Annotated in this window: 20 protein-coding genes, 1 tRNA gene and 1 pseudogene; 16 read left to right on the top strand and 6 right to left on the bottom strand. The window is 64.5% G+C overall.

The window, feature by feature from the left end:
- Positions 1-114: 114 nt before the first annotated feature.
- The 4 genes from ACWDTF_RS08905 (at position 115) to ACWDTF_RS08890 (ending at position 3,144) form a co-directional block, all read left to right on the top strand.
- Entirely contained in the window at positions 115-534 is a 420-nt protein-coding gene (locus tag ACWDTF_RS08905) for a Fur family transcriptional regulator (protein WP_355278250.1), read from the top strand.
- Between the two features lie 86 nt (positions 535-620).
- Complete coding sequence (locus ACWDTF_RS08900) at positions 621-2,072, top strand: catalase (RefSeq protein ID WP_240856230.1); 1,452 nt, start codon at positions 621-623, stop codon at positions 2,070-2,072.
- Between the two features lie 114 nt (positions 2,073-2,186).
- Positions 2,187-2,618, top strand: coding sequence for an organic hydroperoxide resistance protein (locus tag ACWDTF_RS08895; RefSeq protein ID WP_240856229.1), 432 nt, complete (start codon positions 2,187-2,189; stop codon positions 2,616-2,618).
- 46 nt (positions 2,619-2,664) lie between these two features.
- Entirely contained in the window at positions 2,665-3,144 is a 480-nt protein-coding gene (locus tag ACWDTF_RS08890) for a Dps family protein (RefSeq protein ID WP_240856228.1), read from the top strand.
- Positions 3,145-3,345: 201 nt separating this feature from the next.
- On the opposite strand, the gene ACWDTF_RS08885 is transcribed toward ACWDTF_RS08890, so the two are convergent.
- On the bottom strand, positions 3,346-3,927 hold the full coding sequence (locus ACWDTF_RS08885; protein ID WP_449754294.1) for a hypothetical protein: 582 nt from the start codon (positions 3,925-3,927) through the stop codon (positions 3,346-3,348).
- A gap of 179 nt (positions 3,928-4,106) precedes the next feature.
- On the opposite strand from ACWDTF_RS08885, the gene ACWDTF_RS08880 reads away from it, so the two are divergent.
- Together ACWDTF_RS08880 and ACWDTF_RS08875 are read left to right on the top strand one after the other, a co-directional pair.
- On the top strand, positions 4,107-5,546 hold the full coding sequence (locus ACWDTF_RS08880) for a hypothetical protein (protein ID WP_449754293.1): 1,440 nt from the start codon (positions 4,107-4,109) through the stop codon (positions 5,544-5,546).
- A gap of 41 nt (positions 5,547-5,587) precedes the next feature.
- Positions 5,588-6,961, top strand: coding sequence for a DUF2252 domain-containing protein (locus ACWDTF_RS08875; protein ID WP_449754292.1), 1,374 nt, complete (start codon positions 5,588-5,590; stop codon positions 6,959-6,961).
- Here ACWDTF_RS08875 and ACWDTF_RS08870 read toward each other — a convergent pair.
- Positions 6,951-7,952, bottom strand: coding sequence for an FUSC family protein (locus ACWDTF_RS08870; RefSeq protein ID WP_449754312.1), 1,002 nt, complete (start codon positions 7,950-7,952; stop codon positions 6,951-6,953). The genes ACWDTF_RS08875 and ACWDTF_RS08870 overlap by 11 nt on opposite strands.
- A 129-nt stretch (positions 7,953-8,081) precedes the next feature.
- Between ACWDTF_RS08870 and ACWDTF_RS08865 the strand changes: the two genes are divergently transcribed.
- Positions 8,082-9,440 carry a dipeptidase gene (locus ACWDTF_RS08865; protein WP_355278261.1) on the top strand — a complete coding sequence of 453 codons (1,359 nt, stop codon included), beginning with the start codon at positions 8,082-8,084 and terminating at the stop codon, positions 9,438-9,440.
- On the opposite strand, the gene ACWDTF_RS08860 is transcribed toward ACWDTF_RS08865, so the two are convergent.
- Positions 9,427-10,491: an acyl-CoA dehydrogenase family protein gene (locus ACWDTF_RS08860; protein WP_449754291.1), complete on the bottom strand. Its 1,065-nt coding sequence runs from the start codon at positions 10,489-10,491 to the stop codon at positions 9,427-9,429. The genes ACWDTF_RS08865 and ACWDTF_RS08860 overlap by 14 nt on opposite strands.
- Before the next feature lie 373 nt (positions 10,492-10,864).
- On the opposite strand from ACWDTF_RS08860, the pseudogene ACWDTF_RS08855 reads away from it, so the two are divergent.
- The 6 genes and pseudogenes from ACWDTF_RS08855 (at position 10,865) to ACWDTF_RS08830 (ending at position 18,282) form a co-directional block, all read left to right on the top strand.
- Positions 10,865-12,150, top strand: a pseudogene (locus ACWDTF_RS08855) (amidohydrolase family protein).
- A gap of 80 nt (positions 12,151-12,230) precedes the next feature.
- A complete protein-coding gene (locus tag ACWDTF_RS08850) occupies positions 12,231-12,989 on the top strand; it encodes an ATP-binding cassette domain-containing protein (protein ID WP_449754311.1) in 759 nt (252 codons plus the stop codon).
- Position 12,990: 1 nt separating this feature from the next.
- A complete protein-coding gene (locus tag ACWDTF_RS08845) occupies positions 12,991-14,955 on the top strand; it encodes a YhgE/Pip family protein (protein WP_449754290.1) in 1,965 nt (654 codons plus the stop codon).
- A gap of 87 nt (positions 14,956-15,042) precedes the next feature.
- Entirely contained in the window at positions 15,043-16,452 is a 1,410-nt protein-coding gene (locus ACWDTF_RS08840) for a glutamate decarboxylase (RefSeq protein WP_240856220.1), read from the top strand.
- 109 nt (positions 16,453-16,561) lie between these two features.
- The gene (locus ACWDTF_RS08835; protein WP_240856219.1) at positions 16,562-17,245 is read left to right on the top strand and encodes a hypothetical protein; all 684 of its coding nucleotides are present in this window, start codon (positions 16,562-16,564) and stop codon (positions 17,243-17,245) included.
- A 104-nt stretch (positions 17,246-17,349) separates the two neighbouring features.
- The gene (locus tag ACWDTF_RS08830; RefSeq protein ID WP_449754289.1) at positions 17,350-18,282 is read left to right on the top strand and encodes a helix-turn-helix domain-containing protein; all 933 of its coding nucleotides are present in this window, start codon (positions 17,350-17,352) and stop codon (positions 18,280-18,282) included.
- Between the two features lie 304 nt (positions 18,283-18,586).
- Here the strand turns inward: ACWDTF_RS08830 and ACWDTF_RS08825 are convergent, their stop codons facing one another.
- Complete coding sequence (locus ACWDTF_RS08825; RefSeq protein ID WP_449754288.1) at positions 18,587-19,708, bottom strand: linear amide C-N hydrolase; 1,122 nt, start codon at positions 19,706-19,708, stop codon at positions 18,587-18,589.
- A gap of 525 nt (positions 19,709-20,233) precedes the next feature.
- Here ACWDTF_RS08825 and ACWDTF_RS08820 point away from each other — a divergent pair.
- Together ACWDTF_RS08820 and ACWDTF_RS08815 are read left to right on the top strand one after the other, a co-directional pair.
- Entirely contained in the window at positions 20,234-21,124 is an 891-nt protein-coding gene (locus ACWDTF_RS08820) for an AraC family transcriptional regulator (protein WP_355277372.1), read from the top strand.
- Entirely contained in the window at positions 21,121-22,275 is a 1,155-nt protein-coding gene (locus ACWDTF_RS08815) for a helix-turn-helix domain-containing protein (protein WP_240856214.1), read from the top strand. Before ACWDTF_RS08820 ends, ACWDTF_RS08815 begins: the two co-directional genes overlap by 4 nt.
- Here the strand turns inward: ACWDTF_RS08815 and ACWDTF_RS08810 are convergent.
- Both ACWDTF_RS08810 and ACWDTF_RS08805 read right to left on the bottom strand, forming a co-directional pair.
- Entirely contained in the window at positions 22,251-22,877 is a 627-nt protein-coding gene (locus tag ACWDTF_RS08810; protein ID WP_449754287.1) for a lipocalin family protein, read from the bottom strand. The two genes, ACWDTF_RS08815 and ACWDTF_RS08810, sit on opposite strands and share 25 nt — an antisense overlap.
- A gap of 131 nt (positions 22,878-23,008) precedes the next feature.
- The gene (locus ACWDTF_RS08805) at positions 23,009-23,431 is read right to left on the bottom strand and encodes a DUF7144 family membrane protein (protein WP_240856212.1); all 423 of its coding nucleotides are present in this window, start codon (positions 23,429-23,431) and stop codon (positions 23,009-23,011) included.
- Between the two features lie 203 nt (positions 23,432-23,634).
- On the opposite strand from ACWDTF_RS08805, the gene ACWDTF_RS08800 reads away from it, so the two are divergent.
- A tRNA-Pro gene (locus tag ACWDTF_RS08800) sits at positions 23,635-23,708 on the top strand.
- Positions 23,709-23,753: the final 45 nt, after the last annotated feature.

Raw genomic sequence — 23,753 nt, 5'->3', positions numbered from 1 at the left:
CACCGCCGGTCGAGAAGGGCGCGAGTCGAACGGGGGCAAGGTTAGCCAACACTCATTTTCTGGATGTAATCCACTTTCTGGATTCATTCCATTTATTGCTGTACGGTGGCAACCATGAGTGAGCAGATGACACCGGCGCGGCAGCTTCGAGCTGCCGGTCTGCGCGTCACTGCGCCCCGGCTCTCCGCACTGGAAATCATTGCGGAGCATCCACATTCGACGGCAGACTTCGTTGCCTCGGCCGTCCGCGAGAAGCTCGGCGGCGTTTCGACGCAAACCGTCTACGACGTCTTGCGGGTCTGTGCCGAGCGGGGTCTGCTTCGCAAGATCGAGCCGGCGCAGTCGCCGGTGCGCTACGAAACGCGGACCGGCGACAACCACCACCACCTGGTGTGCCGGTCGTGCGGAACGATCGTCGACGTGGACTGCGTGATCGGAACTGCGCCATGTCTGTCACCCGACGACGATCATGGCTTCCTCGTCGACGAAGCCGAGGTCACGTTCTGGGGACTGTGCAAATCCTGCCGTTCGTGAGGCACAACAAGAGACTTGTCAGCGTCGTCCAGCCCAGTGGCGCCGCGGCAGAAGAAACGTAAGACACCAATGAGAGGGAGATGGCGATGACTCCTCGCACCACCACCAATGCCGGGATTCCCGTGGCGAGCGACAACGAATCGCTCACCGCCGGCACCCAGGGACCGATCCTGCTGCACGACCACTACCTGATCGAGAAGCTCGCGCAGTTCAACCGTGAACGCGTCCCGGAGCGCGTCGTGCACGCGAAGGGCGGCGGCGCATTCGGCGAACTCGTCATCACCGGTGACGTGTCGCGCTACACCAAGGCGTCGTTCTTGCAACCGGGCAAGCGCACCGAGTCGCTGGTCCGGTTCTCCACCGTTGCGGGCGAGCAGGGCAGCCCGGATACCTGGCGTGACCCAAGGGGTTTCGCGATGAAGTTCTACACCGAGGATGGCAACTACGACCTCGTCGGCAACAACACGCCGATCTTCTTCATCAAGGATCCGATCAAGTTCCCCGACTTCATCCGCTCACAGAAGCGACTGCCCGGTTCCGGACTGCGCGACCACAACATGCAGTGGGATTTCTGGACGCTGCGCCCCGAGTCGGCACACCAGGTCACCTGGCTGATGGGAGACCGCGGTATCCCGAAGTCCTGGCGGAACATGGACGGATTCGGTTCGCACACTTACCAGTGGGTCAACGCCGAGGGCGAGCGATTCTGGGTCAAGTATCACTTCAAGACCGACCAGGGCATCGAGTACCTCACCCAGGAGGAAGCCGATAAACTCGCCGGCAGCGACCCCGACCTGCACCGCAAGGATCTCTACGACGCCATCGAGGGCGGCGAGTTCCCGAGTTGGACGATGAAGGTCCAGATCATGCCCGTCGGCGAGGCCGAGAGCTACCGCTTCAACCCGTTCGATCTCACCAAAGTCTGGTCGCAGCAAGACTATCCGCTGATCGAGGTCGGTAAGTGGACGCTCAATCGCAATCCGCAGAACTTCTTCTCCGAGATCGAATTAGCGACGTTCGAACCGTCGAACCTGGTGCCCGGCATCGGGTTCTCCCCCGACAAGATGCTGCTCGGCCGGGTGTTCTCCTACGCCGACGCGCACCGCTACCGGGTAGGCACCAATTACGCTCAGCTGCCGGTGAATTCGGCGAAGAATGCAGAGGTCAACACGTACTCCAAGGAGGGTGCGATGGCCTACGACTTCTCCGGACCACAGGTGCCGGTGTACGCGCCCAACTCCTACGGCGGGCCGCACGCCGACGCCGAGGCTGCCGGTGACGAGGGACTGTGGAACTTCGACGGCGAGGCCATCCGCGCCGGCTACGTCGAACATCCGGAGGACAGCGACTGGGCGCAGGCGGGCACCATGGTTCGCGAGGTGCTCGACGATGCCGCTCGGGAACGGTTGGTGTCCAACATCGTCGGACACGTCCTCGACGGCGTCGAAGAGCCCGTGTTGTCGCGAGTATTCGAGTACTGGCGCAACGTCGACGAGGATCTCGGCAAGAAGGTGGAAGAAGGCGTCCGTAACGGGTGATCGAGGACATTTGATGTCCGATCACGGAATCGACCCGACGGTCCGGCCGTTGGACTTCAATGAGGCACGTCAGTGTTTGCGCCCGACCGGGCCACTTCATCGAGGAGGAACTTCATGACAGTAGAAGCGATCTACCACGTCTCGTCCACGTCGGCAGGCGGGGGGCGTGACGGCGAAGTCGTCTCGGACTCCGGGCGCATCGACCTCGATTTGCGCCCGCCGAAGGAACTCGGCGGCAGTGGTGAGGGCAGCAACCCCGAGGAACTCTTCTCGGCCGGATACGCCGCCTGCTTCATGGGTGCGCTGCGCGCGACGTCGAAGCAGGCCGGCTCGCCCGTACCCGACGAGTCCACGGTCAAGGTCACCATTGGCCTCGGCAAGGACTCGGCCGACGGCGGGTTCGGGCTCACCGCAGCCATCGAGGTCTACATCCCCGGCGTCGAGGAAGCGAAGGCACAGGAGCTCGCCGACGGCGCGCACGCCTTCTGCCCGTACTCGAAGGCCACCCGCGGCAACATCGAGCAGACGGTCACCGTCCGCGTATGAGTCGTTGCCGCACATACGAACTCAAGAGAAAGGAGTGGTATCACACATGACCACTGCAACACCCATCACCAGCACCCTGACCGATGAACAGAAGACGGTCACCGGTAACGCTCTGCAAGAGACGCTGGTCGACCTGATCGATCTGAGCCTCATCGCCAAGCAGGCCCACTGGAACGTGGTCGGCCCGCAGTTCCGTTCGGTTCACCTCGAATTGGACGAACTGGTCACCGTCGCCCGCGAGTTCACCGACGCCGCGGCCGAGCGTGCCACCGCCATCGGTGTGAGCCCCGACGGCCGGGCCGAGACCGTCGCGAAGACAGCTCACACCACGGGCTTCGGCGAGGGCTGGACAAAGGACTCCGACGTGGTGACTGCAGTCGTGTCCAACCTCAAGGCGGTCATCGCGGGTCTCCGCGAGCGCATCGCCACCACCGAGGACACCGACCCGGTCACCCAGGATCTGCTGATCGGCTTCGCATCGAGGCTCGAGCAGCTCCACTGGATGTGGCAGGCGCAGGCGGTCTGACCGACAGCCCCGGTCACCGGAGCGCCTGACCAGATGACGAACCCCGCCGGAATCCGGCGGGGTTCGTCGCGTTCTGGTTCTCGTCCGCTCAGAGCGGCTGACCTTCCGATGGCTGAGGTGCGAGCCTGCGAGCCTCGAAGCCGCTGGTGAGATGATGTTGTTGTCTCACCGGCGCCCTTCGAGGCTCGCTTCGCTCGCACCTCAGGGAGCTGTGGTGTCGGGCTTCGACTCGGACTCGGGCTCGGAGGTGTCGTTGTCGTCGGAGTCGGTGTCGTCGGGTTCCGGTTCCGGCTCGGATTCGACCGCCGGCTTTGCGACGGGAGGAGTCTCGACCGGCTCGTCGTCGGCGTAGGAGTCCCGGAACGACACGCGCGGAGTCGTCGCGGTGTGGAACAGTGCGATCCCGACAAACGCGAGAGTTGCGACGCCGAAGACGAGCACCAGGCCGATCGCCGCGATGTAGAGCGCCGTGGCGACGGCGCCGTCGAGCGGGCCGATGGTGAGTGCGGCGGCCCCGGCCAGGACGGTGCCCAGCAGCGCCCACGCTGCGCTGCGCACCCATGGCCCCACCACCGAGGTGTAGAAGAGTCGCTGATAGATCGTCTGCTCGAACTCGTCGACCGCGGCGAGCCGCACCTCGTCGTCGGCTGCCAGCGCGCGCAGCTCGCGCGCGAGTCCGGCGCTGCGCGTCAACGACGCATTCTCACGTTCTCGGTAGCGGACAAAGGCGACCACAGCGATCGCTGCCGCGAGGAGTCCCAACCCCACACCCCACACAGTCATGCCCGCAACGCTACCGGCCTCCCGTCGTGGTCGGTGAAGCAGGTCACACACATACGTGCGTGGTGCGAGGTGCGCCGACGCCGCCGCTGGTAGGTTTGCCCCCGACAGCGGCTCGCCAGGTGCCGCACACGAAGGTCGGGCACGAGGGGTGAACTAGGGGTCTGATGACACGCGCGCGAATGGCCACGGTTGTCGTTCTCGGGCTCGTCGTCGCTCTGTTGGCCGCCGCGTCGGCGTCGATGGTGCGGACCGGACCCGCGGTTCGGCTGACCGGGCTGGCATCAGGGGTGTCGGTTCTCGACGGCGACGCACCGCCGGCCGTCTTGCTCAGTCGCGCACTGTTCGGTTCGTCGCCGAGCGCCGTGGTCGTGGGTTCCGACGCCGACGAGAGCGACTGGCAGCGGGCAGGCGATGCGGCGATCGGCGCACACGTTCCGATCTTCGGCATCACCCCGGAGAGCGGCGACGCCGTCGCGTCCGAGCTGGGACGCCTGGGTGTCGGGTCGATCCACACCGTCGGTACTGTCCCCGAAACCATCAGCGCGGTGGCACCCAACCGCGATCTCGACTCGCTGAGCGGCAACAACCCTGCTGCCGGGCCCGCTCCGCTCGTGTTCGTCACGAGGCCGGTGGCGCGCGACGCCGTCCTGACGGCACGCGCGGGACACGGTCAGGTCGTCGAACTGCCTGCCGCCGATCCGCGGTCGAGCGGGGCGGCGGTCGCTGCAGTGAAGGCCGCAGGGTCGGCACCCATCCTGGCTGTGGGGCGCGGTTTCGGCGATGACGACGTCTTCGGGCAGCGCGTCGCCGCGGCGCGCACCGTGCCCGAACTGCCCGGCGGCGGTCAGATCATCTTCCCGTCCCGCCGCATGGTCGCGCTGTACGGATCGCCCGACGCGCCGGCACTCGGACCGCTGGGTCGGCAGAACATTCCCGCGTCGATCGCTCGCGCCAAACGTCTGGCCGCCGATTACCAGCGGGTGAGTCGCGTGCCGGTGATCCCGGCGTTCGAGATCATCGTGACCGTCGCGTCGGCCGCGCCCGGCGACGGTGGCGCCTACACCAACATGATCGACCCCGCGGTGATCCGGCCCTGGGTCGACGCCGCACGCGCGGCCGGTGTGTACGTGACGCTCGATCTGCAGCCGGGTCGGATGGACTTCCTGACCCAGGCGAAGAGGTACGCGGATCTCCTTCGGCAGCCGCACGTTGGCCTCGCTCTCGACCCCGAATGGCGCCTGAAACCGAACCAGGTGCACCTCACCCAGATCGGCTCGGTCGCGGCGGCCGAGGTGAATCGGACGTCGCAGTGGCTGTCCGCACTCGTCCGGGACAACAACCTGCCGCAGAAATTGTTGGTGCTCCACCAATTCGATTCCGACATGCTCGCCAACCGTCGTCAGATCGCCACCAATCACCCGGAATTGCAGGTGCTGATCCACGCGGACGGTCACGGTGTCCCGCCCGTCAAGATGGACACGTGGCGTCGACTGATCACCGATCTCCCTGCGGGAGTGTGGATGGGCTGGAAGAATTTCTACACAGAGGACAAACCCACATTCACGCCCGCGCAGACCATGGCGGTTCGCCCGGCACCGTGGTTCGTCTCCTACCAGTGATCGTTCGTCGGCCGCCGCTGGCCGTGTTGTAAGGAGACATCGTGACGACAGTTTCAGCAGTTGATCTCGCCGCCTGCCCGACGCCGGGGGAGCGGCCCGATTCGTTGGAGATCCTCGCCGCGCAGGCCACCTCTCGCGTGCAGGACCTGGTTCCCGTCCGCCATGCGCGGATGGCCGCGACACCATTCACGTTCTATCGTGGCGCGGCGGCGGTGATGGCGTCGGACCTGTCGCGCACACCGAATTCGGGTGTGATGACGCAACTCTGCGGCGACGCCCACCTCAGCAACCTGGGTCTGTTCTACACGCCTGAGCGTCGAATGACCTTCGACCTCAACGACTTCGACGAGACGTTCACCGGCCCCTTCGAATGGGACGTCAAGCGTCTGGCCGCCAGTTTTGTGGTCGCCGGACGCAACAACGGCTTCGACGACAAGACCAATCGCCGCTTTGCCCGCTCGGTGGCCAAGGCCTACCGCAAGTCGATCGAACATGCCGTGAAGAAGTCGACGCTCGACTGCTGGTATGCGCGGATGGATGTCGAGGAACTGACGGCGCTGATCGGCAACCGACTGGACACGTCGATGAATGAACGAACCCAGAAGGCACTGAAGAAGGCCCGGCACCGCAACAGTGAGCAGGCGTTGGGGAAACTGTGTGTCATCGATGCCGAGGGCAAGGCGCACATTCGCAGCGAGCCGCCGCTGCTGGTGCCGATCCACGAACTGTTCCCCGACAACCTCGCCGACTATGTCGCCGACGGGATCGCGGTGCGGATGCGCAACTACCGGGATGCGCTTCCCAGCCATGTACGGGCCTTGCTCGACCAGTTCACCATCGTCGACGTGGCACGCAAGGTCGTTGGGGTGGGCAGTGTGGGGACGCGCGCATGGATCGCATTGATGGTCGGCCAGAATCTGGAGGACCCACTGTTCCTGCAGATGAAGGAGGCTCAGCGTTCGGTTCTCGCCGACTTTGTGCCCGCGGCCGGATTCGACAACGAAGGACAGCGCGTGGTGGAAGGTCAGCGGCTGCTTCAGGCGTCGAGCGACATCTTCCTCGGGTGGAGCAGCGGTGCCGACGAGAACGGTGAGCGACGCGACTTCTATCTCCGGCAGCTGCGTGATGGCAAGGGGTCGGTGGTCGTCGAGGCGCTCGAACCCGAGGCCATGAAACTCTACGCGCAGCTGTGCGGCCGCACTCTCGCCCAAGCCCACGCGCGCACCGCCAGCCGTCCCGAGATCGCGAGGTATCTGGCCGGTGATCCCGATTTCGGGGAGGCGATCGCCGACTTCTCGGTCGCCTATGCCGACCTCAACGACGGCGATCATGCGGCGATGCTGCGGGGCATCAAGGCGGGACAGATCGAGGTCCACGACCTCGATGCGGTCCCCGCGCCGACGATCAGTCGCTGAGTCGCGATGCGTCGGCCGGCCGGTGGCGGACGCGTCGAGTGATGGCCGGGATGCCGAGACCGACCACCGCCGCGACGGCCAACCCGAACAGGGTCTCGCCGATCCGCTCGGCGACGCGCGACCCCGCGGTGTCCGTCGAATAGCTCAGCATCGTGATCACCAGGAACGTGGTGAACGCGGGCAGGATGTACCAGCGACTGCCGCGTGTCCCGGCGGCGGCAATGATCGCCAGCGCGATCGCAGCCGTGAAAAGCCATACCTGCGCGCCCAATTCGATCATCACCGCCGCCACGCACGCACCGACCGTGACGGACACGAATCGTCCCGCGGTGCGCCACTTCTGCAGATCGGCGTCCGGGCGCATCACGAGAAGGGCGGCGGCGCAAGCCCATCCGACGTGATCGAAGTCAAGTGCGAACCCGACCCCAGCGGTGATCGCGCCGACCACGCCTACCAGGAGTCCGTACCCGAGGCCGGGCGTGCTGACCGGTTCCGCCGGACCGGCCGCGGCCTCGTCGATCCACGTCGGCGGAATCACGATGGCGACGACGAAGGTCGCGATGGACCCGGCGACGAACAATGCGGTGAGAGTCAGCCCGGCCGAGAAGCCGTCCTCACTGAATCCGACACCCACCAACGGTGGTGCGAGAACCACCAGGAGCATCGCTAGTCGAGGGCGATTGGTGTGGCCGGCCAGCCACGTGGCGAGGATCGGAAGGAGGAAGATCGTCGTCACCGCGACCACCGGCCACGGTGACACCGTCGCCCCGACCAGGATGGGCAGTCCCAGGATGATTCCGGCGATCAGGATGACGACGCGGCGCTTGCGTTCCCGTGCGACGCCGACCGCGACGGCCGGGATGATGCCGACGGCCAGCGCGGCGCCCTTCTGTATGTCACCGGTCGCCGCGACGGCCGTCGCCGGTATCACCGCCACCGCAGCCACTGCTGCCGGCAACCACTTCCAGGCGACCAACGGGGCCGACGACATGCTCACCAATCGAACGATAATGCACAGCCGTGGTCGACTTCGGCATGCGTGTGCGAGGGTCACCTCGGCAGCGCATGATGGACACGACGTACGAGGGATCGCAACGTGCAACAGGGATCGAGGGTCGAGATGAGCGATGACGTGCTGGCCGAACGTGTTCGGGATCTGATGGGCAGGGCCAAGGAGGATCTGGCCGCGATGGTCGGATTCCAGTCGGTGTACAACGTCGAGCAGGCGCCGCCCGAGGAATGCCAGAAGATGGTCGACTGGCTCGAGGAGACCTTCGTCGAGGCCGGATTTGCCGACGTGGCCGCCCACGAAACAGCGGACGGCAGCAAGGCCGTCACCGGTCATCTCGACGGACCGGACGACGCCCCGACCGTGCTGCTGTACTTCCATCACGACGTCCAGCCGCCACTCGGGGCCGACGAGTGGGACTCCCCGGTATGGGACCTGACCGAGCGCAACGGTCGGTGGTATGGGCGTGGTGCCGCGGATTGCAAGGGCAACATCGCGGTTCACCTGACCGCCCTGCGGGCGTTGGGCAACGACGTCCCGGTGAACATCAAGATCATCGGCGAAGGTTCGGAGGAACAGGGGACGGGCGGTATCGAGGATTTTGTCCCGAAGAATCCGGAGCTGTTGCGCGCGGACACGATCCTCGTGGTCGATTCCGGAAACTTCGCGGTCGGCAAACCCAGTCTCACCACGACGCTCCGTGGCATCGCGAACGTGACCGTCACCGTCGAAACACTCGGTTCGGCAATGCATTCCGGTGTCTTCGGGGGTGCTGCACCGGATGCGCTGGCGGCGTTGATCGCGATGCTTGCCACGCTGCGTGACGCGGATGGCAATACGACGGTCAACGGACTGGACAACACGCAGGTGTGGGATGGTGTTCAGTACCCGGGCGATCAGTTCCGCTCCGATGCAACGGTTCTCGACGGCGTGAGTCTGGTCGGCTCGGGCACCGTGTCGGAAATGATCTGGGCCCGACCGGCATTGACCGTGCTGGGTATCGACTGCCCGTCGGTGGCGGGGTCGTCGGCCGCCGTGCAGGGCCGAGCGCGGGCCAGGCTCAACCTTCGGGTGCCACCGGGGATGGACGCGCAGGTGGCGCAGGATGCGCTGGTCGATCATCTGACCTCGGTGACGCCATGGAACGCTCGTCTGTCGATCGAACGCGACGCCATCGGATCACCCTTCGTGGGTTCGACGGGCGGCGTCGGCTTCGACACCCTCGTCGACTCCATGCGCACCGCGTACGGCACCGATGTCTTGGTGCAGGGGCAGGGCGGAGCCATCCCGTTGTGCAACGTCCTCCAACAGACCTACCCCGACGCGGAGATCATGCTGATGGGGGTGGAAGAACCGCAGTGCCTCATCCACGCGCCCAACGAGAGTGTCGATCCGTCCGAGATCGAGCACATGGCGTTGGTCGAGGCGCTGTTCCTCCGGGACTACGCGAAGCGGTTCAGAGACCGCTGAAGCGCTGCAGCAGCGCATCTTTCAGCTGTGGTCGGCTTGCGGCCACCAGAATGAAAGCTGTCTCGCGGAAGATCCGCTCGGCGTCGCTGCCCCCGATCAGCGCCTTACCGCCCTCGGCGGCGACGAGCGCGGCCGCCGCGTCGAGCGCGAGTTGCGCGGCGTCGGCGCGAGCGACGAGAAGGCCGTCGGCGTCACCGAGTGCGGCGTCGAGCCCGGTGCGGATCCCGTCGCCGCGTTCACGTAGCCGACGCGCCTGCGGCGAATGCCCGGCGATGTCGAGCAGTGCGGTCGCGCGGCGCAACGTGCCGAATGGCAGTGTCCCGTTGAGCCGCACGCCGATGTTCTGATTCGCAAAGAAGTCCTCGAGTGTGACCCGACTGACCACCTGATCGTCGGCGATCGACAGCGAGGTCACCTTCAGGGCCACGGTGGCTGCGGCGTCGACGGCGGCGAGTCGCAGGGGGTGGAACTCGATGGCCGACGGGAGGTCGTCGGTGCGAATGATCGCCGCGATCACGTCGTCGGTCTCGACGTCACGTGCGCTGATCTGCAGCAGGTCGATGACGCCCCATCCGCTCACGAACGGCGCGTACCCGTCGAAGCGCCAACCGGTGCCGGTGCGGGTGGCGGTCATCCTCGGCGGGGTGGGGACGGCGCCTGCGTAGGCCACGCCTGCACGCAGACGACCGTTCACGGTGTCGCCGAGGAGCGTGTCGCGCAACGAGGTGTTGGGGCTGCCCGCCAGCGAGATCACCACGCCGTGGTGCTGAATCCACGTGAAGGCCGTCGACAGACAGCCGCTCGCCAGTATCTCGAGGATCTCGGTGACCCCACCGAATTCCAGGCCCGGTCCGCCTGCGTCGACCGGTGCGGCGATACCGTACAGCCCGGCCTCCGCGAGAGCGGCCCAATGAGAATCCGGGACGTGCCCCGTACGGTCGACGTCGGCGGCGGCCGGGTACAGGACATCGTCGGCGACGCGGTAGGCGGCGGCCTTGAGCGTGGAGCGGCGGTCGGAGGCTGACGTGTCATCGCGGGTGAGCGGCGGCATGATGTCAGCGTAGTGCCGAGCGAAGTGCAATCCTGTGCCAGTTTCGGGCGGTTGGCGCGAAGCCTTCTCGATCGCAGCGAAGCGATCTGTGCCGTGTTGCCCACAGATCGGTGATGGCGACGTCAGGGCGGTGGCTCGAACCACGTTCTCCTGCTAGGAAAAAGGGTTGAAGGTCGAGCGATGCCGCGTGAGGCTGTGCCGTCGGGCATCTCGCCCCATAGTGCGTAATTGTGCTCCTGACCTGCGTTTGGTCTCCGATTCACGGCGGCTTTGCCGAGTATTCGCCGGCCCTGACGGTGGCCCGGGCCGGCGATATGCGACGTCGTGAATCTGCGGTTGAGCGCCGGAGTTCGGATGTCCTAGCTTTCAAGCCATGTCGCAGGGAGACAGTACAAGTCGACGTCTGGTGATTCGCAACGTGCGGGTCTTCGACGGGCTGACCGACAACGTCGTGGACGCACACGACGTTCTCATCGAAGGCGAACGGATTGCCGCAGTGGCCGACTCGCCGATCGGCGACGCTCCTGGAATCGAGACCACCGAGATCGACGGCGGCGGCCGGTTCCTCATGCCGGGACTCAGTGACGCCCACGTCCACCTGATGGGGAACGCGAACAGCTACCTCGACTTCGTGATGGGCGCGACCGGTCTGCTGGTTGCCAACACGCTGTCGGAGGCCAAGCGCATGCTGCACCGAGGCTTCACCTCCGTGCGCGACATGGGTGGCGACACCGCACCACTGAAGGTGGTGATCGATCGCGGCGACTTCGAGGGACCACGGATCTTTCCCAGCCAGGCGATGATCTCCCAGACCTCGGGCCATGGCGACTTCGCCTTCGTGTACGAGACCCCATATGCCTTCGGCGGCGGTCCGAGTCGTACCGACTCGATCGGGTTCACGAGGACCGTCGACGGCGTCGAGCGTGTCCTCACAGCGGTGCGCGAGCAACTGCGCAAAGGGCATCGCAGATCAAACTCACCATCGGTGGTGGCGCGGCCTCGATGTACGACCCGCTGTACACGCTGCAGTTCACACCCGACGAGATGCGCGCGGCCGTCAACGCGGCCGAGGACTACGGCACGTACGTGGCGACCCACGTCTACACCGTGCCGGGGATCAAGCGAGCCATCGAGGCGGGAGTGCGGTCCATCGAGCACGGTCACCCTGCCGACGAATCAACCGTCGCGCTGATCGGTGAGAAGGGGATCTGGCTGTCGATGCAGCCCTTCGCCGAAGACGACCACCACTATCCCGACCCCGATCGCGCCGAGAAGAACCGGCAGATCTGTCATGGGACCGAGAATGTGTACACCTGGGCCAAGAAGTATGGCGTCAAGGTGGCCTTCGGCACGGACCTCCTGCTGGAACCACAGTCCGCGGCGCGTCAAAGCGTCATGGCGGCTCGAATGGGCGAATTCTATTCCAATGCAGAGTCGTTGAAGATGCTCACCTCGGGCAACGCGGAGCTCTTCGAAATGGCCGGTGACCGCAATCCGTACGGATCGGCGCGACTCGGCGTCGTCGCGCCCGATGCGTGGGCCGATCTGCTCTTGGTCGACGGCGACCCGCTGGCCGACATCTCGGTGCTGTCGGATCCGGACCAGAACCTGAAGCTGATCATCAAGGGCGGCAAGGTTTTCAAGAACACTCTGCACTAGGCCACAACCGCATCCCGCCGTGCCGGATCGCGCCGATGATGCTCGGCGCGTACTGCGTTTCTCAGAAAGCGACAATGACTATGACCGACGACTGGTCGACCAACGAGGTCACCGCACCGGTGCCGCGCGTACTCGACGACGGGGAAGCACTCCTCGTCGCCGAGGACATCGGGGTGCGGGCATCGTGGGGCCACATCTACGGTCCAACCAGTTTGCGTGTCGCCGAGGGCGGTGTGACGGTGCTGGTCGGGTCCGGCGGACGGGGTCGGACGGCGTTGCTGCTCACCCTCGCCGGTCGGATGAAGCCGACCTCGGGAAGCCTCACCGCATTCGGGCGGCGAAACGATGCGCGTCATCTGTTCGCGCGTGCCGCGATCGCCGACATCGACGAAGTGGACGGAATCGAGCAGGCCATCCGGGTGCGCGATGTGGTGACCGAGCAGATCCGGTGGCATGCGAAGTGGTACAAGTGGGTTCGGCAAGCCCGTCAGGAAGACCTCGAACGCATCTGCGCGCCGGTCTTCGGAGATCTGTCGCTTCCCTCGATGGACGCCTTCGTCGAGGAACTGCCGGAACTCACGGCGAGCCTGTTTCGCATCGCGGTCGCGAATGTGGCGCGGCCACCCCTGCTCGTGGTCGGTGGAGTGGATCGCCTCGCTCGGATCGAGAGCACCCGGATACTCACCGAGCGGCTCGTCGACCTGGGACGGAATCAGACCGTCGTCACTGCCGACGTCAACGGCGTGCACGCCGGAATCGGTGTGCGCGAGGCGATTCTCGTCGACAACCTGACCGACCAAGAATTCGTGAAGCTCGAACAACAGGAACGGACCCTCTGACATGCTTGCTGCGTTCTCGCCCGGCAGCGACTTCAAACGCTATTACCGAGGGCAGATGCCACGACTGGCACTCATCGTCATCGTGTTGATGCCGTTGATGTATGGCGCGCTCTATCTGTGGGCGTTCTGGAATCCGTTCGACGCGGTCAACAAGATCCCGGTGGCGATCGTCAACGCTGACCAGGGTGCAACAGTGCAAGGAAAGCCACTCAACGCGGGCAAACAGGTCACCGACGGACTCATCGCCTCCGACCAGCTCGATCTGCACGTGGTGTCCGCGCAAGAGGCCAAAGACGGTGTGGAACATGGGAAGTACTACTTCTCCATCACGCTGCCCGAGGATTTCAGTGCTGACATCGCGTCGCCTGCGAGCGGTGACGCACGATCGGCGCAACTGATCTTCACCTACAACGACGCCAACAACTACCTCGCGACGGTGATGGGGCAGGACGCCGCCGAACAGGTGGTGAACAAGGTCGGCGCGCAGGTCGGCGCGACCACCTTCGACATCGTCATCAATGATGTCACCGGACTCATGCCCAAGCTGACGCAGGCTCAGCAGGGAGTCAACAAGCTGAACAACGGTATGCAGCAGGCCAATACCGGTGCCGGTGAGCTGGCGACCAATCTGGTCACCGCCAAGAACGGTGCGGCCGAGCTCGCCGGGGGCCTCAACACGCTCGACGGTGCTGTGCAGCGCGCCACCGACCCCGTCCTCGCGGCGCTCAACAACTCCGGCAACGGTGGTCTGACTCCCGCCGAACTGAACGCGCTCGTCACACGATTGAGTACGGGGACAACGGCAGTGGCGAATCAGTTGGGTACGGCTGCGACCGCACAGTCGCAGGCATCGCGGGCGGTGACGGGTGTCATGGCGCAACTGCGGGCCAACCCCGACCCTTCAGTACAGCGACTCGCCGATCTGCTCGCGCCCGCGCAGAGTGTGCTGAGGACCCAGGGCCTTGGACCCAATGCCAACAATCAGCTCACCGCGGTGCGCACCGACGCCGCGACCCTCTCGCAGCAACTGGGGAGCCCGCAGAGTCCGGTACGAATTGCCATGGGGCTGCTGCAGAACGGGACCCTTCGCAACGATGTGGTCGCGGCGCGGAGCGCGGCGAACGAACTCAGCTCGGGAGCAGGACAACTCAGTACCGGTCTCGTCGAGCTGAGCAATGGTGCCAACCAGTTGCGGGCCGGGACCGTGCAACTCGCCGCGGGAACCAACGAGCTCGCCGGACAAGTGGACGCAGGAGTCAAGGCGGTCCCGCAGTGGTCGCAGGAGCAGAAGAACGCGCTGGCAAACACCCTGTCGCAACCGGTGACGCTCGAGGAGAACACTCTCAACGAGGCCAAGACATTCGGAACCGGATTCGCCCCCTTCTTCCTCGGTCTGGCGTTGTTCGTCGGCAGCATCATCGCCTGGATGCTGTTCACCCCGTTGCAATCTCGTCCGATAGCGCAGGGTCTGGCGTCACTGCGAGCGGTGCTGGCGTCGTTCGCACCCACCTTCTTCGTCGGATTCCTGCAGGCCGCGATCCTCTATCTCGTAGTCGTGTTCGCGGTGGGCCTGCGACCGGTGTATCCCGTGGCGACCTTTGGCTTCATGCTGCTGATGGTCGCGGTGTTCTTGGCGATGATCCAGATGCTCAATGCCGTCTTCGGGCCGGCCGTCGGGCGCGTGGTGACGCTGGCGTTCCTCATGGTGATGCTCACCTCGGCGGGCGGGATCTATCCAGTGCCGACGACCACCAAACCCTTCCAGTACATCCACTGGGTAGACCCGATGACATATACGGTCAACGGTTTACGCCAGCTGACGGTCGGCGGCGTCGACCATCGCCTGTGGATCGCGATCGGTGTGCTGTCGTGCCTCACCGTGGTGTTCCTGGCCATCTCGACGTGGGCCGCTCGTCGAAACCGCCAATACAACATGGACCGCCTCTACCCGCCGGTCGAGGTCTAGCCGACATGTAACCGAATTCCGAATACATCCATCAGCACTGCACTTTCGATCGCACCGAACCCACCCGTATGTCCCGAGGAGGAACCCATGACCGATCTGTCCCACACCAACGCCCGCACGACCACCAACATCGGTGACACGCTGACGCTCAACCCGGTGTTCGTGCGCCCAGGCGAGGCAACCGAACTGCCGAAGTTCACCATTCCTGACGGAATGAGCCTGCCCGAGACGGCGTATCAGATCGTGCACGACGAGGCGATGCTCGACGGCAACGCACGCCTGAACCTGGCAACCTTCGTGTCGACCTGGATGGACGACGAGGCGCGCAAGCTGTACGCGGAAACCTACGACAAGAACATGATCGACAAGGACGAGTACCCACAGACCGCGGCCATCGAGGACCGGTGCTGGCGCATCATCGCCGACCTGTGGAACAACCCCGATGTCGACAACGCGATCGGGACGTCGACGATCGGTTCGTCGGAGGCCGCGATGCTGGGTGGTCTTGCACTGAAACGGCATTGGCAGGCCCGCCGCAAGGCCGAGGGCAAGTCGATCGAGAAGCCGAACCTGGTGTTGTCCACCGCGGTTCAGGTCTGCTGGGAGAAGTTCCTCAACTACTTCGAGGTCGAGCCCCGCTGGGTGCCGGTGAGCGAAGAGCACTTCGTCTTCGACGGCCATGAGCTGGAGAAGTACGTCGACGAGAACACCATCGGCGTGATCGCCATCCTCGGCGTCACCTACAACGGCCTCTATGAGCCGGTGAAGGAGATCTCCGCGAAGCTCGATGAGATCCAGGCATCGACCGGCCTCGACATCAAGATCCATGTCGACGGCGCATCGGGTGCGATGATCGCACCGTTCTGCCAGCCCGATCTGGAATGGGACTTCCGGGTGGACCGGGTGGTGTCCATCAACACCTCCGGCCACAAGTACGGCCTGGTGTATCCGGGTCTGGGGTGGATCATCTGGCGCGACACCGCCGCGCTGCCCGACAGCATGGTCTTCCACTGCAGCTACCTCGGCGGTGACATGCCTACGCTCGCACTGAATTTCTCGCGTCCTGGCGCGCAGGTCCTTTTGCAGTACTACAACTTCCTGCGCTTGGGCCGGGAAGGCTATCGCCAGGTTCAGCAGGGGTCGCTCGATGTCGCGCAATACCTTTCGTCGGCGATCGCCGAGATCGGTCCGTTCGAACTCGTCAGCAAGGGCGACACGATCCCGGTCTTCGCGTGGAAACTGAAGAAGGGGTACACCGAGAAGTGGACCCTCTTCGATCTGTCCGACCGGCTGCGCATGAAGGGCTGGCTGGTCCCGGCATACCCGATGGCCGACGACCTGGCCGATATGACGTTGCAGCGCATCGTTGTTCGCGCCGGACTGAGTCGTGATCTGGCCGACGCCCTGCTGCGCGACATCGAGGGTGAGGTCGTCTTCCTCGACAACCTCGAAGCGCCACTGCCGCGTGAGAAGGCCGGTTCACACTTCCATCACTGAGCACCGCGTGGTCGCGCTCGAGTCCGTTGGGCTCGAGCGCGAACAGCGGTGTCCGACGAGGAGATCGAATGCGTACGCACAACGACGGTGACCGGATCGGCGGGCCGCGATGACGGATACCACCGCGGATCTGGTCTTCGATCCACCACCGTCGTGGACACAGCGAATTCTCACTCCGACCCTCACCAAGCAGTGCAGCAGCTTCATGGTCGGGTCTGCGTTGTTTGCCGTGGGTTCGGCGCCCGGACTAGGGTCGCTGATGGGGGCGGCCAACGCCAATCTGTGCTTCTTCGTCGGTGCGTGGTTCTTCACCACCGCCGCCTTCATCCAGTTGATCACCGCCGGCCCGGTGACCGTTCCGGTCTCCTATGCGCCGGGAACGATGGTGCGGGCCGAATGGCTCGCGGCCGCAACGCAATTCTTCGGCACCCTGCTGTTCAATGTGAGTACCGGCGCGGCGTTGCAGGCCCACACGATCGCCGCGCAGAAGCACCTCGTGTGGACACCGAACGCCGAAGGGTCAGTTGCCTTCCTCTTCAGCGGGTTCTTCGTGCTGGTGGCCTACGCGCGCACCGACCGCATGTGGGCACCGGGAAGTCGGGACTGGTGGTCGGGCCAGATCAACATGATCGGCTGCCTCGCCTTCGGTGTGTCGGCGGTTGGCGCATACATCACCACCGACGGAGTGACCGTCGATGCGGTACTGGCCACCCTCGGCACCTTCATCGGGGCGATCTGCTTCTTCGTCGCGTCTCTCATCGTGTTGCCTGCTTTGCGTGCACCGACGTCGTGACGCCGGGAGACCAGTCTGGGTCGGGTTTGGACCCAACAGTTCTCGACCGGTGGCAGCGCGACAACGGGCGTGAAGGGGAACTCGGTGAGCATCGTTCGCGCCGTGTGCGCACTCGAGGTCGCAGCGGCATCGAGCAATACGCGGTTCTTGTCGAACTCGATGCAGCCGAACCAGACGACTTCGAGCAGTTGGTGTACTGGCGGCCGTTGTCCAAGCTGTTCGCGTTCTGCCTGTTGCAAACGCCGGTGCGTACTCGTCGAACCGCGAGCCGCATTCGCGACTATCCCTCGGACTTTTTCATCTGCGGCGTACAGACCCTGGGGTCGACAACCGGAACTGCCAACGGCCGCGAGTTCGCCGCGGGCGCTGGGCAAATCACCGTCATCGACAGCCGTCTGCCGTACGACCTGACCACACGCGGCACCACCGACGCGATCGGACTCTGGGTACCCACCGAACTGTTGGGGAGTGACATCGCTGCCGGCGCAACAACGGAACCACTCACACCCGACACCGTCCTCACCCGAGCCTGCGCGAGCCTCGTCGTCCGGTTGGCTCGCGACGCGGTCATCGGAGGAGCTGATGTGGACCTCGACACCGAGTTCGCTGCGATCGAGGTGATCCGGGCAATGATCGAACAAACCAAGTCGGCCGATGATGCTGTGTCCGGCGACCCGCTTCTCGTTCGTGCGGCTGTCAGCGATCTCATCGAACGCAACTTCCGCGACCCCACCTTCAACGCGGCGTCCGTGGCCGCGCTTCTGCACATGAGTCGGCGGCAGTTGTACCGAAGTCTTCAGGGCGAAGATTTCTCGCCCGCCGAGATGATCGTCACCCGGCGCCTGGAGTGGGCACACAACCTACTTACCCAACCGGGACATGTGCGGCTGGAAGGGATAGCTCGCTCAGCCGGATTCCCGTCGGCGGCGACCTTTCGCAACCGTTTCCGCGCACGGTATGGTCTGACTCCCGACGAGTTTCGTCGGGCTCTACGGATGTCTGGCGTGACGGACCCGCACGAACCGGAAAGCAGATGACCGGCACGCAACGGCGACGCGGGGGCACCGAAACAGCTCAGAGGCAATCCAGATGTCTTCGCGATCGCCTCCACCAAAGGGCACTCATCAATGAGCGGCAAATACATCACCAGAACGCTGGGGCGTCCTTTGCCGTGTGCATTCACCGCCCACGCCACGCGATGAGCACCGCCATGTCGTTGCCGTCGTCGACAGTCGCCGAGTCTTCCGACAATCGTCCACATCCTTCTTCGTGAACGCGTAGAAAGCGCGGGTCCGAGTCCCATACGGGACTCGGACCCGGTGAATCTCGGCTCGGCCGAACCTATTCGGCGTTCACGAACGAGGCAAGCTTCTCCTGGACGAGTTCCTGGACCTTGTTCTCGTGCTCCTCGAGTGATCCCTTCACGTGTGCGAGCTCCGGGGCGGCCTTCGCAACCAACTCGCCGATGAGCTTGGCCTGCTCGATGGAGACGATGTGGAACTTGTGGTGCTTGGTGAAATGCTTGTGCACCTCACCGGCGATGCCGCCCTCGAGTGCGAGCTTGCTGAGCAGATCCAGCTTGGCCTCGCCGGAGCCTTCGGAGAAGTCGAGGTCGGCGAGGTTCACCCACACAGTATTGGGTCGGGTGGTGGATTCGAAGGCGTAGCGCAGGTTGGTCAGGTCGATGACAACCTGCCACAGCGTCTGCGAGGCGTCGGGCTTGCCGGGCTCGGGGTTGCGGAAGGGCTGAGCGCAGTTGCGGATGATGCTCAGCATCGCCGCGATGGCCTGTAACTGCGACGCCGGTTTCGGTTGGACGCCGACGTAGTAGAGGGCGCGCGCGAAGCGGTCGGAGGCCAGGCACGTTCCCGGTAGCGGATCATCGCCGCCCAGTCCTTCGTACTTCTTGACCAGTTCGAGTTGCTGATCGTAGGTCGGCGAATTGGTCATCACCAGGTAGTCGCGGCTGTGGTGGATCTCGATCTTGCCATCGATGTATTCGAAGATCGCCGAATCGCCGCTGGCGTCATCGAGCGCCAGATGTAGTGCGGGCTTGCTGTGCCCGGTTGGATCGGCCATGGGAACGATCTGCGGCTGGTTCTTCTCGGTCCACGCCACGGCCTCGGCGACGGTCTCGAAGTTGTCCAGGTAGAACTGCAGCCAGACCGACATGGCCAGTTGTGGCTTCGAGTCGTCGGGGGTGCCGTACTCCGACTCGGCCAGCCACAGAATGTGCCCCGCCAGACCCCGTTCGTTGAGACCATCCGTGGACAGGACGTCGTAGACGCCTGCGATGACGCTTCCGTACTTCGCGGTCCATTTGAGCTTGCCCGAGACCCGGTCGTCGCGCTTGATCCCGCGCGGAAGCTTCCAGAGGTTGGTGTGGAGGTCCTGATGGAAGTCCATGTTCCGGCCGACGATCACCGAACCGTTGGCGTCGGGCCACATGACACGGGTGCACATTTCTTTCAGCGTCACTTTCCTTGAGGCGAACGGAGGTCGACGGCCGGGACGACGCCCCGACCGAGGTCAAGAGATCCTCCACAGCCAAGCTAAACGGCACGAGCGACCGCTGCGTCCCGCCTGCACCGGAATACCCGGTACATGGCACAAATGACGACTCGAATTGTCACAACACGCGCCACGCACGTGACAGTTCGGGCCGATCTGGATTTGTGTCGCAGGTGTGGCTTCTTCAGTGTGTGATTTCGCTTTTGGTCGTGACCGCTTGCGGGCATCGGGTGGTGAAATCGAATTTTCGGGACCAAAGTCCCTGTGCTGGATCGAGCGCAACAATGAAATGATGGGCCTATGGGGGCCGCTTAGCCACACGAAGGGATGGACGTGAACGCGCCGCGTTACGGGCTTGACCCCGCTGTCATCGAGCATTGGCACCGAGTGAACGGACCCGACGGTGGCTTGGGCCCGAATCGTTCTCGTCTTGCGCGTTCCGGTGGTCGCGGAGGCACCGCCCCTTATGCGGAGTTCGTGATACTCGAAGCCGAGAATCCAGATGATTTCGAACAGCTCCTGTATTGGCGGCCACTTTCGAAGATCGTCGCTTACAGCTTGTTGCAGACAGCAGTACGGACGCGCCGCACGAGTGATCAAATCCGCGACCATCCCTCCGATTTCCTCATCGTCGCCGTGCAGACGCTCGGCGGAACGACGGGACGAGCCAATGGGCATGAGTTCCGATCGGGTCCGGGCCGGCTCACGATCACCGACAGCCGACTGCCCTACGACCTGACGACCCACGGAGTGTCCGACTCCGCAGGTATCTGGGTGCCCACCGAGGTGCTGGGTGGAGACATCGCTGCCGGCGCGACGGTTCCCCCGACGGTGCCCGACACCCCGCTGACACGGTCGTGCGCCAGTCTCGTGTCGTGCCTGGCCCGTGACGTCGCGGTCGGAGGCGCCGACGTCGATCTCGACACCGAACTCGCCGCGATCGAGGTGGTTCGTGCAGTACTGGACCAGAGTGAGGAGCCCGATCGCCGCCCGGGAGATGATCCGGACGTCTTGCGCGCAGTCATCGTCGACCTCGTCGACCGCAACTTCCGCGACCCGGCTTTCGGTGCGACAACACTCGCCCGGCACCTTCACGTCAGCAAGCGGCAGCTCTACCGGAACCTCGAGGAATTGGACATGTCCTTGTCGGAGATGCTCAACGAGCGGCGACTGGAACTGGCGCGGACACTGCTGGCCGGACCGGAGCGGGTGCGCCTCGAAGGTATTGCGCGATCGGCCGGGTTCCCGTCCGTGGCCACCCTGCGCAACCGATTCCGGGCGCGGTACGGAGTCACGCCCGACGACTATCGGCGCGTCGCCGAAGAGGACGACGTGCCGGAGGACCGACATGTGGGGAGTGAGGCATGACCGAGGTCTATGGTGGTCCGCGCGCGCAAACGGTCGCATCCCACGTTGTTCCGCCGTACCTCTCGAACCGGCCGCAGGTTTCCCCGTCCGTGCTCGACCGCGATCGCGTGGATCGATGGATCGCCCGATTCGCCGGCGATTCGGATGCCGTGCAACGGTATCGCGGGCGGCGCGGTATGAACGAGCTACACGGACCGCTTCGCATCAGTTCAACCGATCCGGATGGCTTTGAAGCACTGATGTACGCGGAGCGGATCGGCGCGATCGAAGTGATCAACGGACTGTCGACAGCATGTTCGGTGCGTCGCATCGCGCCGGCCCCGGCGGACGAGGCGGCACTGGTTCTGCTCATCAATTCGGCGTCGGGCAGTGTCACCTCCCCGTCGGGACGTGACCGGATGGATTTCCGGGCAGGCCAATTGGTGGTTCTGAGCAGTCTCATGCTCGGCACCGTCACCCTCGATGACGTGTGTGAGACGATCCAGCTCCGCATACCGATGGTGGAGCTCGGAGAGGAGGTGGCTGCCAATCTCTCACGCTTCCAGCATGTCTCGCCCGACACGGCATTGGTGCGTGCGGTCACAACCTTCTTGCGTCGGCTCGCGCAGGCGGATTCGACCGGCAACGCCGGCGCCGCGGCCACGTCGGCCGCCCAGGGTGCCGCCGTCAATCTGGTGAAGGCCGTTCTCGCACAAGAGCTCTACCAAACCCACCGCTTGGACGACACGAACCGTACCGTTCGTGCCCGCGCCCAGGCGCTGATCGAGCAGCGTTTCCGCGACCCCGAGTTCGCGGCGCCACAGCTATCCCGTGAGCTGCACGTCAGTCGTCGTCAGATGTACCGACATTTCTCGGCTGCCGGCGAATCGCTCGCGGATCTGATCGCGAATCGTCGGCTCCAAGAGGTCCGTTCGGTGCTCCTCGCGCAGCCGCGGAAGCGGCTCGACGAGGTAGCGCGGGCCGCCGGCTTCGCCTCGACGTCGGCGATGCGCAATCGGTTCCGGCTCGCCTTCGGGATGACACCGGCCGAGTTCCGGTCGCGACGGCCGGATCGCGAGTCACCTACGGGTCGCGCGGTTTTCGGAGATGTATTCGACACGGATTCGTCTGCTTCCGAACCCGACGATCAGACGGTGCAAAGCGGCGAATAGTCGCTGCGCCCACCGGTCGTCGGGGAGATGAGGAACGTGCACGAGTTGAAGCCGGCATTCTCCACCCGCCCCCGGAGCATCCGCAGGGTCGACGTGGAGACCACCTTGTCACGCGAGAGGACAAATCCGGACAGGCGCGTCGGATCGCCGACCAAGGCAAAGCGATAGGGGTCGGTCGCCTTTGCGCCGTCGGAAATCCAGGCGACGATGTAGTTGGGCGCGTTGCCGGGATCGACGCTGACCGGGACCTGGGGGAACTTGACCGACAGCTGCGCTTTGGTCACCGGATCGACCACTGTTGCCCGTCCTTGGACGCCATTGGTCTGACCGGTGAAGGTCGTACAGGTGTTCTTCACGCCGATGGTCGTCGCGTTGATGGGGGTGTAGATCGCCTTGGTGTCTCGCGCGCAAACGAGGTTGAAGAAAGCCGGGATCGCGGCCAGCTGCCACCAGGACCCGAGGTAGCGCGTCGTGTCGAGTTTGGCGATCGGCTTCAGCGGGGCCGCCGAGGCGGTGGCCGACGTCAGCAACAGCCCGGCCGAAACAAGGACACAGGTGACGAGCGCGGTGACTGCTCGACTCGTGTTGCGCATTGCTCGCATCGGTGAAGTTCCCTTCTCGTGGTTGATGTGCGAGCGATTCGGTGCGGGCCGGGGTGTGGATGGGTGGTGCTCAGATGCAAACGGCGGGCGAGGCATGTGCCTCGCCCGTCGTCGGCGGTGTTCAGCTGCGTTCAGCCGTTGTAGACGTCGTTCGGCTTCCAGGTGGAGACCGCCCAGATGACGATGATGTCGAGGACGATGATCAGGATCGCCCAGGCCGGGTAGTAGGGCAGCCACAGGAACTGGGCGATGATCGACAGCGACGCGATGATGATCGCCGAGACTCGGGCCCAGTCCGCGCCCACCGCGAGACCACCCGCGATGAGGACGGCGAGGATGCCGAGGATCAGGTGGATCCAGCCCCACGAGGTGAGGTCGAACTGGAAGACGTAGTTGGGTGTCCGGACGAAGATGTCGTCGTTGGCGAGGGCCGAGATGCCCTGGAATACGGCAACAAGCCCGGCGACGAACAGCAGAGCGGCGGCCACGATGGAGATGCCGAATGCAAAGCCTTGCTTGGCACCGCCTTGCGCCTGCTGATCCACGTTGCTCATGGTGATGGGTCCTTTCCCGAAGGGTGCGAACACGGAAGGTTCGGTCGAGATGATCCTGCATGTTCGACGGGTCTGTATCGCCCAAAATGGATGATTCCAACCCGGCTGAACTCAATGCCCGGGCGTCGACCTGCGAAATTGACGCTCTGAACTGCGGATTTAGTTGTCGCGACGGGTCGGGGTAAGCTATCGCAGGCTACACACGGGGTGTGGCGCAGCTTGGTAGCGCGCTTCGTTCGGGACGAAGAGGTCGTGGGTTCGAATCCCGCCACCCCGACGCAAGGTTGAGATTGCAGAAGAGGCCCTGGCCTGGAGAAATCCG

This window comes from Gordonia sp. NPDC003422 (genome assembly GCF_053588675.1).
This window is presented reverse-complemented; position numbering and strand designations above follow the sequence as displayed.